The organism is Streptomyces sp. NPDC046876, from assembly GCF_040645035.1.
Taxonomy (GTDB): Bacteria; Actinomycetota; Actinomycetes; order Streptomycetales; family Streptomycetaceae; genus Streptomyces.
The window spans coordinates 23,699-36,649 of sequence record NZ_JBEYXK010000013.1 but is presented as its reverse complement, the minus strand read 5'-3'; the positions used below and the strand labels follow the sequence as shown (position 1 = coordinate 36,649).

Sequence of the window (12,951 nt, the reverse complement as noted above, 5' to 3'; positions counted from 1 at the left end):
GGACCCCCGCTGAGAAGGTCAGCGGTGCTGCCGCGCCACCTGACAGCCGGGGCGCCGGCAAAACAGCCCCGCCAGCGTTTGAGGCAAATGGGGGCCGGGGCGACAGTCCCGGGATACGGAGAAAGGGCGGGGCGGGGAGGGGCTCCGCGCAGCGGCCACGCCCCGACGGGCGGGCGGCCGACCCGGCCGGGGCTACGGCTGGGGTTCGAAGTCCCAGTAGGGCCGCATCTGTTGGCGGGCCGAGACCGTGTGGACGTGTTGCGGGCCCAGGGTCCGGGTCAGGGCCTTCAGGCCGGCGTCCTCGTGTTTGGCCGCCTCCACGTCCTCGCGGACCGACCGCAGGTCCGCCGCCAGCGCGATCTGCGCGCTCAGCGTCATGGGGTGGTCCGGCCCCAGGACCGCCTCGCACGCGCGCAGCGTGTCCCGGCTCAGGGACAGCGCGTCGTCCAGGCGGCCCGTGATGTTCCGGTGCCCGGTGGCGTTCAGGGCGCAGCCCAGCGTCCAGGGGTGGCGCTCCCCCACCGCCCCCCGCATGCCGACCAGCGCCTGCTCGGCCAGGTTCAGCGCCTCCAGCCGCTCCCCCTGCGCCCGCAGCACCAGCGCCAGGTTGCCCACGGTTCCGATGCTGTACGGGTGGGCGAGGCCCAGCTGCGTCTGGTAGCCGCGCACCACCTCCTCGGAGATCCGCCGGGCCTCGCCGATGTCCCCGTACTCGCGCAGGTAGGTCGCGTAGTCGGAGGCGACCATCAGGGTCCAGGGGAAGTCCGGGCCGAAGACCCGGGTCGAGCGCTCCAGGACGCTGCGCAGACGGGCCCCCGCCCCCGGGATGTCCCCGGAGCGGCGCAGGCACATGCCGAGGTTGTGCTCGGCGCGCAGGGTCTGCGGATGGTTGGTGCCGAGGACCTGGGAGTTGAGCTTGAGGCCCTGTTCCTGCCGGGCGAGGGCTTCGCGGTAGCGGCCCATCAGCCGCAGCCCCATGGCGCAGCCAATCCCGGAGGAGAGGGTGGCGATGTGCCGGACCCGCAGCACCCGCTCGCGCCGGCGCAGGGTGTCGAGGTCGGTCTCGTACGCCTCCTGGTAGCGGCCGAGCAGCCGCAGCACGACGGCGACGTTGTTCTCGGCGTTGAGGGTGGTGGAGTCGTCCTCGCCGAGCAGTTCCCGGTACCGGGCGAAGGCGTGTTCCAGGAGCTCGCGCGCCTGCTCGAACTTGGCAGTGCCGAGCAGGACGCCGGCGTAGGTGCTGGTGGCGCGCAGGGTCTGCAGGTCGCGGTCGCCGCGCTCGGCGAGCAGCCGGTCGGCGACCGATTTGGCGAGGGTCTCGGCGTGTTTGAAGTGGCCGAGCATGCGCAGGGCGCCGCCGTAGTGGTAGCTGAGCTCGCGGACCTGCTCGTGGTCGTCGCCGAGGGTGGCGCGCCACACGGCGTCGGTCTGCTCGGCGAGGCGCAGGCAGGTGCGGTACTCCCCGGCGAGGATCAGGTAGCGCAGGCAGTTCAGCAGGAAGTTCTGGATCCGCGGGTTGGTGCTGCTGATGACGCCGGCGGTTTCGAGGTGCGGGATGAGCTCGGCGAAGCGGGGCCACAGCCGCGAGTCGGAGGGGCGGCCGGGGTCGGCGGCGGCGAGGACCTGCCGGACGGCGCGGGCGAGCGGCCGGGCCTCCTCCTCGGAGAGGTTCTGGCGGACGATGCCGTGGACCATGCGGTGCAGCTGGACGGTCTCCAGCCCGCCGCCGCCCTCCTCGACGGCCAGGTCGGAGTACTCCAGGCGGACGACGGAGAACTGGACGAGCTTGTTGAGGGCGGCGTTCCACCGGATCTGGTCGTTGATGAGCCCGGCGAGCTGCTCGGGCACGTCGTCGGCGGGGAATTCGCGCAGGAGCCGCAGCGGTACCGGCCCGGGCGCGAAGAACACGAACAGCCTGAGCAGGGCGAGCGCGTCGGGGAAGTTCTCGCGGACGTTGTTGAGCAGTATCGCGAGGGCGGTGGGGAAGGGCAGCGGGTAGTCGTCGGAGACGGTGACGGCTTCCCGGGAGTCCAGCCGGCGCCGCAGCAGGGCCAGGTAGTCGCCGACGGTCAGGGGCGAGTCGGCGAGCCACCCGGCGGTCTGGTCGAGGGCGAGGGGGTAGTCCTCCAGGGCCTCGGCGAGCTGGTCGGCCTCGGCGCCGGTGAGCCGGCGGGCGCGGCGGCGGATGAAGGTGATGGACTCGGGGCGCGCGTACAGCGGGACCTCGACGAGGCTGGTGTGCCGGGAGGCCCATTCGCGGTTGCGGGAGGTGATGATGACGTCGCCGGCGCCGGAGGGCAGCAGGTCGGTGAGGTCGTCGGGGTTGTCGCAGCCGTCGAAGACCATCAGCCAGCGGCTGTACGGGTTCCCGCGCCGCAGCGCCTCCAGCACGGCCCGGATCTGCTCGCCGTAGCTGCCGGCTCCGCGGGGCAGGCCCATCTCGGGGGCGAGGTCGGCGAGCCGTTCGCGCAGGGTGGGCCGGTCCTCGGCCGGGACCCACCACACCACGTCGTACTCGGAGGCGAAGCGGTAGGCGTACTCGGTGGCGACCTGGGTCTTGCCGACGCCGGACAGGCCGAGCAGGGTGACGGTGGAGGCGCCGGGCGGGGCCTCGGACAGGGCGGCGCGCAGCCGGCCGATGACGTCGTTGCGGCCGGTGAAGCGGGGGTTGCGGCGCGGGACGCGGCCCCAGATCTCGGGCGGGTCGTTGGGGAAGCGGGGCCCGCGGCGGCCCGTTTCGGTGCCGACCCGGTCGGTGGGCAGCTCCAGGCGGCGCAGGACGCGGTACTCGGCCTCGTAGGCGTCCAGGCCCCACAGGTCGGTCTTCTCCAGGACGGCGACGGCGCTGGGCAGCGGGGCGTCGGTCAGGCAGACGGCGGCGAACCGGTCGGGGTGGCTGTCGGTGACGGCGCGCAGGGCCGTGTTCCACTCCTCGTCGGTGTGGGTGCCGCCGGAGAAGTACCGTTCGCTGAGGATGAGCAGGACCCGGCTGCCGCTGCGGGCGAGGTCGTCGAGGGCCTGGGTGAGGCCGCCCTCGGCCTGCGGGTCCCAGCGGGCGAGGGCGACGCGGTGGCCGTGCTCCTCCAGGCGGTGGGCGATCCACACGGCCCAGGGCCGGTTGAACCCCGCGAAGCTGATGACGAAGCGCTGCGGCTGCGGGGCCGGGTCTCGGTCCCGCTCCTGGCGGATGCCGGTGGTCATGCGGCCGTCTCCCTGGAATCCGGGCGGTGGACGGGGTTGAAAAGGTACCGCAGCGGACGGTCCGTCAGCCCTGTGCGTACGGGGCGAGTTCGGGGTGTTGCTCGTACCAGGCGCGGCGGGCCCGGTCGACGGCGCGGCGGGCCACGGCGTGCTGGTCGCCGGGGGGCGCGAGCTCGTCCATGGACCGTTCGGCGGCGGCCATGGCGTCGGTGAACTCCCTTCCGGCGACGGTGAGTTCGGGGTGGGCGCGGAGTGCGGGCAGGACTGCGGCGACCTGGGCGCGGATCCGGGCGTGCTGGGCCCAGGCACCGCGGGCCCCGTAGAGGGCGGCGCGCTGCCAGTAGCCGGCGAGGGCGAGGTGGGCGTACGCGCCGTGCAGGAGTCCTTCCAGGGGGCGCGGGTCGGTGCGCCAGGGGGCCCAGTGGCGGGGGGTGCGGTCGGCGGTGTGCAGGGTGAGGACGTCGGCGAGGGCGGTCAGCTTGCCGTGCTGGACCTCGTGGACGAGGGTCGCGGCCAGGGCGGGCGGGGCCTGGTTGCGGGCGAGGACGGAGCCGGGGGCCGCGGGCAGGGTGGCGCCGTGGGAGCGGGAGCCGCCGGCCAGGGGCACGACGCAGCGCAGCAGCCCGGTGACCTCTCCGGCGCGCGCGGTGTCGTAGCGCTCCAGCAGGGTGAGGGCGCCGGTCCACTGGGTGTCCCAGCGTTTGTGGCCCTTGGGGGTGAGCCGGCGGGCGGCGCGCACGGGTGCGGGGCGGGCGGTGCCGCAGGCCCGGTACGGGTCGAGGTCGTCGAGGGCGGTGCGGCCGCCGGGGAGGGTGTGCAGCGGGAGGGTGGCGGGGTCGTCGGGGTCCCAGGAGCGTTCGGTGAGGGCGAGCGGGCCGGGGCGGGGCGGGTGCAGCAGTCCGAGGGTGGGCAGCACGAGGCGGCCGTTGACGGGCCGCAGGGTGGCCTTGAAGGCGATGCCGGAGCGCAGGGCTGCGGCGACGGCGAGGGCGCCGAGGTGGCCGAGGTCGGGCGGCGGCCCGTACGGGGCGTGCAGCCTGCGCAGGGTCTCCTCGGCCCAGACGCCGGTGGCGGGGTAGTGCAGTACGTCGCGCACGGCGCCGGGGTCGTGCCGTTCGGCCTCCTCCAGCAGGGCCCAGTGGTCTGCGGCCTCGCCGGAGCGGTGGCCGGGGGCTGCGTCGAGGACGCCGCGGAGCAGGACGAGCCGTTTGGAGCGGCGGATGTCGCCGATCAGGCGGGTGCCCTCGGCGGACGGCTCGGTGGAGGCGAGGGCGCGCAGCAGGGGCGAGGGCACGGCGAAGGCGGTCAGCGGCCCGGTCACGAGGCGGCCGCCCGGGTGGCGGCGCGGTGGAGGGCGGCGGCGACGTGCCGGATGACGGCCTGGAGGTCGGCGCAGTAGACGGACGGCCGGCGGAAGCCCTCGCCGTCCTCGTAGCGGTGGGGGTAGTGGCCGCCGCCGCAGACGGCGACGAGCTCGCAGGCTCGGCAGTCGTCGGCGAGGGCGTCCAGGCCGAGCTGGCGGGCGGCCATGCCGGGGTGGTCGAGGAAGTCGTCGAAGCTGTGGGTGTCGACCGCCATCCCGGTGGCGGCGGCGCCCTCGTAGGCGGACTTGAGCGAGTCGGTCTGCTCCAGGGTGCCGTCGGTCTCGATGACGGCGGTGGCGGCGGGCGCGAGGCCGAGGGTCTCGGTGGCGGCGGGCAGGCCGAGCAGCAGCGCGATGATCTCCTCGAACATGCGGATCCGGGTGCGCGGCACCGCGTCGTGCCACCAGCGGTCGAAGACGGCGATGAGCCAGTCGGCGTACGGGGTGGGGCGTGGGCCGGGGCCGGGGTGCGGTGCGTGCCCGGGCGGCGGGGCGCTCCGGTTGGCCAGCGGCAGCAGCAGCCCGACGGCGGGCGGGGCGAAGGCGAGCAGGGACTCGTACGTCTCCACCGGGTCCTGGGCGGGGTCGACGACGCACAGCAGGCCGGCGTAGCTCTCGGGATGCCGGGCGAGCAGGCGCAGCCCGCGGGCGGCGGCGGGGAACGAAGGCCGGCCCGTGCGGTCCGTGCGGCGGGCGTTGTGCCCGGGGAGCCCGCCGTCGAGGCTGACGCCGACGCGGATCCCGGCGGCGGCGAGCGCGGCGAGCCGGCCGCGGGTGAGCAGGGTCGCGTTGGTCTGGACGGTGGCGGTGACCGCGGTCCGCGGGGACGCCGTACGCAGGGCGTCCCGGACGGCGTCGACGGGTGCGGCGAGCTCGGCGGGGGCGGTCAGCAGGGGTTCGCCTCCGTGCAGGACGAGGTCGACGCGGGGCAGCCGGTGGGCGGCGGCGTGCTCGGCGATGCGGGCGGCGGCGCGGCGGCGGGTGGCGGCGGACATGGCGGCGGGGCGGCCGCGCCAGCTCTGGTCGGCCATCTCGTACACGTAGCAGTAGGTGCAGGCGAGGTTGCAGCGGCTGCGGGTCTTGAGCACGAACTGCCGGATCGGGTGGGGCCGGTGGCCGGCGGCGCGCAGGGCGGGCACGTCCAGCCGGGCGTAGGGCCAGGGCGCGCGGGCCCGGTGTACGGGCAGCACGGATCGGCTGCTGTCGGTGCGGCCCATCGTCGCCTGCGTCCCCCTCCCCGGCCGCCGCCGGGCGGATTCCCCGGCGGACGGTCCATCCCTGCCCGGGGTTCGCCGCGGCCTAACGGCGGAAACGGGTCAACTGTGAGTGCGCTGCGTGGCGTTGGGGATGCGGTGCGTGAGCGGGCGCTCAGCTGACGCCGGAATCGAAAGCGTTCAGGATCTCCGCGGGATCGCGCACCCGCTCGACCAGCCCCTCGATGACCCGGGCGAGCACGGGATGGTCGATCCCGCGCAGCGCGGCCAGATCGAAACCGGACAGATCCGGCAGCCCGCCTCCGCACCCGTACCCTGCGGGGCCCTGCGTCGCCGGGCCGTCTGCCGCCGGTGCCGGGCTGCCTGGTGCCGGGGGCGGGGCCGGGGCGGGTTGCCTCGGCTCCGTCGCGGCGTCCGCTTCCGGGTCCGTCGGTCGTGTGCGGTGCCGCGTTGCCATGGGCTGCCCGTCCCCCCGTCGGTGATGGTGTGCTGCTGCCTGTTCACGCCGTGGCCGCGCGGACTCACAGTCCGGCCTCCAGGGTGCGGATGCGCGAGCCGAGTGCCTCGCGCCGGTCCGCGGCCGGTTCGCCGAGTCGTCGCCACAGCTCCAGGGCGGAGCGGTAGGCGTCCAGGGCCGCCCGCGGCCGGGCCAGGCGCTCCAGCACCTCGCCGCGCAACTCCTGGGCCTTGGCGCCGAGTTCGATGGCCGCGGCCACGTCGCGCCGTTCGGCCGGATCGCCGCGGTCGGCCTTGTCGGCGCGGTCGGGGCGGTCGGCGCGGCCGGCGTCCAGGGCGGCGCGCCAGGCCCGCCGGTAGGAGTCGGCCGCCCGGTCGAGGCGGTCCAGGGCCCGGGTGTGGGCGTGGATCTCCTGCTGGACGTCGCCGTGCTCGCGCCACGCGCGGGCCTGCTCCAGCGGGTTGCGGCTCTGCCGCACCGCCAGCTCCAGCAGGTACTCCGCCTCCCGCAGGTCCACCACGTCGCCCTCGTACCCGTGGCGCAGCCGCAGCCCCTCGGCGAGCCGCACCAGCCGGTGCGCGGAGCCGGGGTCGGACTGCGGGACGGCCGCCCGGCTGTCGCGCAGCACCCGTACGGCCTGCGAGGTGAACCGGCGCCCGCCGGCGGCCCGGGCCCGGTCCAGCAGGACCTCGCCCCACTCGGGCAGCAGCTCCCCGTACGCCTCCCCGTCGCGCGGGATCAGCCGGCGGGCCCTGCCGTAGGCCTCGGCCGCGGCCTCCAGGGCCGCCGGGTCGGCGTCGCGCGCGTGCCGGGCCCGGTGCACCCGGGCCAGGCAGACCAGCGCGGCCAGCCGCAGCTCGGGGTCTCCGGTGGGCTCGGCGAGGACGAGGTCCAGCCGGGCGGCGGCCTCCTCCAGCCGCCCGGGCAGGTACCGCAGAGCGGTGGCGAGGTCGACCCGGACCCGCGCCGCCTCCACCGGTGCTTCGCCGTCGGGAGCCTCCGCGAGTACGGACTCCAGCTGTCCGGCGGCCCGTTCGGCGAGGGCGGTGCGCTCCGCCGGGTCGGGCGTGCGGGGCAGCAGGGCGAGCAGGACCCGGCCCAGGGCCCGCCGTACGGCCGGCGCGGCCGGGCCGGGCGACCCGGGCGGCCCGGGGTCGGGGCTCGGGTCCGGGCCGGCGAGGACCTCCAGCGCGGCCCGCGCCTCGCGCAGCGCGCCGGTGTCTTCCCGCAGCTCGCCGAGCGCGACCAGGGTCCGGGCCCGCCGCAGTACGCAGTCCAGCCGGAGCGGCGGGTCGCCGTCGGGGGCGGCGGCCGCGGCCGCGAACTCCCGTTCGGCGGCGGCCAGCAGCTCGGCGTCCGGCCGGTCCGGCCGGTCGGGGCGGTCGGGGCGGTCGGCGAAGGCCCGCTCGTACAGGACCCGGCCGAGCAGGGCCCGCGCGGGCGCGGTCGTGAGCCCGGCCAGCAGCTGCCCGGCCTCGGCGAGCAGGTCGGGGTCGTGCTCCCGGGCCCACAGCCGCAGCAGGGCGCCGGCCAGCTCGCACTCCGCCTCGCCGGCGGGGTCGTCGGGCCCCGCGGGGGCCGCCACGGCGCGGCGCAGGACGGCGACGGCCTCGTACAGCCCGCGCTGGGCGCCGGCTCCCTCGGCGTCCCGGTCGGCGAGCCGCTCGCGGGCGGTGCGCACGGCCCAGGCCCGGCCGGGCGGCGGTGCGGGCGGCTCGCGGTCGGTGGCGTCCTCGGCGGCCGGCCCGGGCAGGTAGCGGCGTACGACGCGGGCGGAGACCTCGGCGAAGGCCTGCGGGAGCCGCCCGGCGGGGACCCGCCCGTCGCCGCCCTCCTCGACGAGCGGGGCGCCGGTGAGCTGGGAGACGGCCAGGGCGGGGAAGTTGCGCACGCCGCTGCCGAAGTGGGCGAGCACGTACTCCGAGCAGTGCTTGAGCACGAGCGCGGCCTCGTCCAGGCCGAGCGGGCCGAGCAGCACGTCCTGCACGCCGGGCACGAACTCGTACCACTGCCCGGCCGCGGAGCCGCGCCGCAGCAGCCCGCTGAGCAGCACCTCCGCCAGGTCGGAGGGTTCGGAGTCGGGCAGCATCGTGCGCTGGACGAGCCGCATCACCGGCAGGGTGAGCGGGGCGGCGGAGAGGTAGACGGCGAGCTGGACGGCGCGCGGCGAGGCCGAGGAGCGGAAGCGGCGCACGAGGTCGCGGGGCGGCCGGGCGGCCCGCGGGGGCGGCACGGGCGCGGCGGGGTGGTCGGCGAGGACCCGGCCCACCTCGGCCGGTACGGGCCCGGTGCCGAGGCCGGCGACGAGGCGGGCCCAGGCGCCGAGGGCGCTGGCGTTGGGCGGCAGGACGGGGACGGTCAGCCCGCCGGCGGGCCGCCCGGGCCGTGCGGGCCGGTCGGCGCGGAAGCGCAGCCGTCCGGCGGTGCTGCCCTCGACCCGGGCGAGGGTGCCGCGCTCGGTCGGCAGCCAGCTGCGGGCCCACAGCCGCTGCGGCAGGGGCTGGACGACGGCGCACGGGGTGCATTCGGCCCAGCGGTGCAGGACGCGCTGGGCCTCGCCCTCGCGCCACAGCGGTCCGGCGCAGTCGGAGACGACCATGGTCAGGGCCCGCCCGCTGGGGTCGCGCAGCTGGTCGCCCGAGCGCAGCCGGCCGCCGGCGCCGGGGGCGCGGCCGACGGCGGCCCGGCCGTCGGCGAGCCGGTGCAGGTAGTGCACCTGGACGTCCCGGAAGGCGCCGAGGCGTTCGCAGACGGAGCGCAGTTCCTCGAACATGTCCTGCCAGACGGCCATCGAGGGGGAGGCGTCCATCACCAGCCGTACGGTGGCCTCGCGGCGGCTCTCGGGCCGCATGACCGGGATGACGAGCCCCAGGGCCCGGGCGCTGGCCTCGGCGGTCGCCGGCTCGTCGAGGACGAGGCGGGTGGGCCGGCCGGGCGGGCGGTGCCGCTGGAGGGAGCGCAGGGCGCGCTGGATCTCCAGGATGCGGGGCAGGGCGGCGGCCCCGGGGACGCGGACGGGCACGCCGGTGCCGGCGGGGAAGGCGGCGGCCTCCTCGGCCACGGTGCCGCGGACCCGGGAGGCGTAGAGCCGGACCGGGTCCTCGGTCTCGGGCCCGGCGGGTACGGGCTCCTCCTCGGGCGGCGGTTCGTCCTGCGGCGGGGTCCGGTGCGCGGGGAGCTCGTCGGCCGGGTCGGCGGGGGCCGGCGCGGGCGGGCCGATCCGCCCGGCGAGCCAGAGGGCGTCGGCGAGTTCCTCGGCGGAGGGGTCGAGCCCGGCGGCGCGCAGCAGCCGGGCCAGCTCCCGGAAGCCGGGCGGCGGCGGGGGCGGCCCGGGCGGCTGGACCCCGGGCGGGGGCGGCGGGGGCGGCGGGGAGCCGGCCGGGGCCGGCCGGCCGGCGGGGGGCGGGGTGGCGGGGGGCGGGGTGGCGGGCACGGGTCACCTCGGGCGGTCGAGGCGCTGGATGAGCAGGTCGGCGAGGTCCTCCCGGGTCGGCGGGGCGGCGTAGTGGGTGAGGTAGATGGCGTTCAGCAGCTGGTCGGCGGCGACGAGTTCGGACTGGGAGCGGCTGAGGAACTCCCTGATGAGGTCGGCCCCGAGCCGGGCGGCGTCCTCGCCGAGGTGGGCCCGGACCATGGTCGCGAGCCGCTTCTCGCCGGGCTGGCCCAGTTTGAGCTGGATGCAGCGGCGCAGCAGGGCGGCGGGGAAGTCCCGTTCGCCGTTGCTGGTCAGGATGATGAAGGGGAAGGCGCGGCAGCGGACCCGGCCGCCCTGGACGGCGACCTTGGCCCCGTCGTCGGTGAGGACCTGCACCTCGGGCTCGGTGTCGGCGACGCGTTCCAGTTCGGGCAGGGCGAACTCGCCCTCCTCCAGCACGTTGAGGAGGTCGTTGGGCAGGTCGATGTCGCTCTTGTCGAGCTCGTCGATGAGCAGGACGCGGGGCCGCTCGGTCGGCAGCAGGGCGGTGCCGAGCGGCCCGAGCCGGATGTACTTGCCGATGCCGGGGGCGCCGGCCGGGTTCCCGCCGGAGGCGGCGATCTGGACGTCCTGGAGGCGGGCGATGGCGTCGTAGCGGTAGAGGCCCTCCTGGAGCACCGTGCGCGAGACGACGGGCCAGCGCAGGACCCGGCCGAGCTTCAGCTCGTGGGCGACGGCGTGCGCGAGGGTGGACTTGCCGGTTCCGGGGTAGCCGGTGACCAGCAGGGGCCGGCGCAGGTAGAGGGCCGCGTTGATGGCCTCCAGCTCCTCCGGCTCGGGCCGGTGCATCTCGGCGGCCTGCCGGTGCGCGCCGAGCCGCCGGGCGACGTTGCCGTCGGCGGACCGGGCCGGGGCGGGCGCCTCCCCCACGGGCCCGCCGTCGAAGTCCCGCCAGGGCGGCGGGTCGGGCAGGGCGTCGATCCCGTCGTGGGGCTCGCCGATCCCCCGGTAGATGAGCCATTCCTCGTTCACTTCTGTCCCCTCCCGCCCGTCACAGATCCCCCTGCAGCGGCTCGTCCTCGGGCAGGGCGCGGGCCGGGTCGTCCCAGACGAGGGCCATGCCGTCCGCCCAGTACGCGTCGGGGTCGGCCCCGTGGGCGCGGGCCCGCAGCGCCTGGACCCGTACCGGCAGGGGTGCGCCCCGCCCCGCCTCGGTCAGCTCCTCGCGCAGCCCGCGGTGGAAGGGCGCGCAGGACTCCCCCGGGTCGGCCGGGGGGCGTCGGGTGACCGCCACCCCGTACCCGGCGTCGCGGACCGCGTGGAGGGATCCGCGGGTGGGTTCGGCGTCGGCGGCCCGGCAGTGCACGGGCACGGTGTTGTCGGGGAGGGCGTCCAGCCATTCCGGGGCGGGGCTGCGGGGCCGGCCGCGGTCGCAATCGGCCCGTTCGTCGAGCAGCGGCCCGGCCTGGACGCGGGCCCAGCGGTCGGCCCTGCGGTGCGCGTCGGTGTCGGCGTCGTCGTACGGGCCGGAGCCGGGGGCGGGGGCGGCGGTGGGACGCTCGCCGCCGGCCGGGTAGCGCAGGACCACGGGCCGCTGGACGCCCAGCGGGACCCGTCCGGCCACGGTCCAGGTGTCCACGGGCAGCCCGAACAGCTCCGGGGCCACGGCGACTTCGAGGAGTGCGGGCGCCTCGTGGGAGTCGCAGCGGCGGAAGGCCTCGGCGAGGGCGTCGCGGACCGCCTCGGGCAGCCGGGCCCGGCTGACGTGGACGCCCGAGCCGACGGGGGTGAGCCGGCCGGGGTGGGCGGGGCCGGCGAGGACGGAGACCCGCCAGTCGTAGACGTCCTCCCAGCCGTGCGCCCAGGCCTCCAGCAGCACCGAGGGCCCGGGGGCGAGGGCCCCGGCGGGCCGCCCGGGTCCGGGGACCGGCTGTCCGGCGCGGGCGCGGCGGCGCCGGTCGCGGGCGGCGAGGCCCTGCTCGTGGCGTTCGCCGAGCTCGCGGCGCAGCGGCCGCCACAGCCGCTCGGCGGTGGCCCGGACCCAGTCCCACAGCTCCTCGTCGGCGCCCGGGGAGGGCGGTTCGCGGTGGTCGGCGACGCTGACGTCGGTGGCGTAGCGGAGCATGGCGGCGGCCTCGCCGGCGCCGCCGGGCGGGTCGAGCAGCATGCCGAGTCCGTCGCGCCAGCTCAGCGGTGCGGGCAGGGCCGGGTCGGGTTCCTCGCCGCGGGCGGCCTCGACCAGGGCGCGGACGGCTTCGGAGGAGCCGGGCGGCGGGAGTTCGGCGAGCAGCCCGCACAGGGTGGTGCGTTCGGCGGGGGTCAGGCGCAGGCGCCCCCCGTACGGCTCGTCCGGGGGCGGGAGTTCGCCGTGGACGTCGGTCCAGGTCCGGCGGCTGTCGAGGTCGCTGAGGTGCTGGTCGTAGTGGTAGAGGTCGTGGGCCTGGATGACCCGGCGGTAGAGGCCGACCTGTCCGGTGGCGGGCAGCGGCAGGGTGCGCAACTGCACGACGGACACGGCGAGTCCGCCGCCGCCGGTGCGCCGGCGGGCCTTGACCACGCCGACCACCTCGCCGCGGGCCAGGTCGACGACGGGGCCGCCGGACATGCCGGGCTCGATCTCGTCGTCGTCGCCGAGGCGCAGGGCGGCGCCGGCCGCGGCGGTACCGCGCAGGCGGGTGGTGCGGCCGGTGATCTCGGGGGTGCCGAGGTCCTCGGTGACGCCGAAGTAGGCCACCTCGCCGGGGCGGGGGCGGGCGCGGTCGGTCAGGCGTACGCAGGCGTGGGAGACGGGGGCGAGGACCCGGACGAGGGCCAGGTCGGGCAGGTCCCACAGGGCGCGCCGGGCGGGGCGCTGCTCCTCGAGCCGCTCGGGCAGGACGCATTCGACGCGGCCGGTGACGGTCCCGGTGGTGCCGGGTCCGGAGGAGAAGGTGATGCCGAGCTCCCGTCCCACGAGACGCACCGCCGCACCCCCTTCACCGACCACGTGCGCGCACGTCAGGACCCAGCCGGGGGCGATGAAGAAGCCGCTCCCCCACGTGGGGCCGGCCCGGTGGCCGTCGGGGGTTGCATACCCGCCCGGGGCCGCGTGGACGCGTACGGTGGCCGCTTGGACGAGGGGCTCGAGGAGCTCGAAGGCGCGTGCGGAGCCGCCGGTGCGCCCGTCCTGCATCCCCCGCCCCCTCCGGTTGACGGCATTCCAGGCTAGCGCCGGGTCCGTGACGGGGGGAGGTCTCGGCGGGTATGCGGATTATCCTGGCGGGAAACATCCCCCTGCACACCTTCATCACGGCACGGAGCC

The 12,951-nt window shown here is 77.2% G+C and carries 7 protein-coding genes; all 7 read right to left on the bottom strand.

Translation table 11 applies throughout. The annotated features are described in order from the left end of the window. Nucleotides 1–192: 192 nt before the first annotated feature. The 7 genes from fxsT to ABZ924_RS10600 all read right to left on the bottom strand — a co-directional run bounded on the left by fxsT (nucleotide 193) and on the right by ABZ924_RS10600 (nucleotide 12,822). Nucleotides 193–3,201, bottom strand: coding sequence for an FxSxx-COOH system tetratricopeptide repeat protein (gene fxsT, locus ABZ924_RS10630; protein ID WP_361906721.1), 3,009 nt, complete (start codon nucleotides 3,199–3,201; stop codon nucleotides 193–195). 64 nt (nucleotides 3,202–3,265) lie between these two features. Further along, complete coding sequence (locus tag ABZ924_RS10625) at nucleotides 3,266–4,522, bottom strand: HEXXH motif domain-containing protein (protein WP_361906719.1); 1,257 nt, start codon at nucleotides 4,520–4,522, stop codon at nucleotides 3,266–3,268. Then, nucleotides 4,519–5,781 carry an FxsB family cyclophane-forming radical SAM/SPASM peptide maturase gene (locus tag ABZ924_RS10620; RefSeq protein WP_361906717.1) on the bottom strand — a complete coding sequence of 421 codons (1,263 nt, stop codon included), beginning with the start codon at nucleotides 5,779–5,781 and terminating at the stop codon, nucleotides 4,519–4,521. The genes ABZ924_RS10625 and ABZ924_RS10620 overlap by 4 nt, the downstream gene beginning before the upstream one ends. Before the next feature lie 151 nt (nucleotides 5,782–5,932). Then, nucleotides 5,933–6,235: an FxSxx-COOH cyclophane-containing RiPP peptide gene (fxsA, locus tag ABZ924_RS10615; protein WP_361906715.1), complete on the bottom strand. Its 303-nt coding sequence runs from the start codon at nucleotides 6,233–6,235 to the stop codon at nucleotides 5,933–5,935. Nucleotides 6,236–6,299: 64 nt separating this feature from the next. Next, on the bottom strand, nucleotides 6,300–9,668 hold the full coding sequence (locus ABZ924_RS10610) for an SAV_2336 N-terminal domain-related protein (protein ID WP_361906713.1): 3,369 nt from the start codon (nucleotides 9,666–9,668) through the stop codon (nucleotides 6,300–6,302). 3 nt (nucleotides 9,669–9,671) lie between these two features. Further along, nucleotides 9,672–10,682, bottom strand: coding sequence for a MoxR family ATPase (locus tag ABZ924_RS10605; protein WP_361906711.1), 1,011 nt, complete (start codon nucleotides 10,680–10,682; stop codon nucleotides 9,672–9,674). A gap of 19 nt (nucleotides 10,683–10,701) precedes the next feature. Next, nucleotides 10,702–12,822 carry a trypsin-like peptidase domain-containing protein gene (locus ABZ924_RS10600; RefSeq protein WP_361906709.1) on the bottom strand — a complete coding sequence of 707 codons (2,121 nt, stop codon included), beginning with the start codon at nucleotides 12,820–12,822 and terminating at the stop codon, nucleotides 10,702–10,704. Nucleotides 12,823–12,951 lie beyond the last annotated feature (129 nt).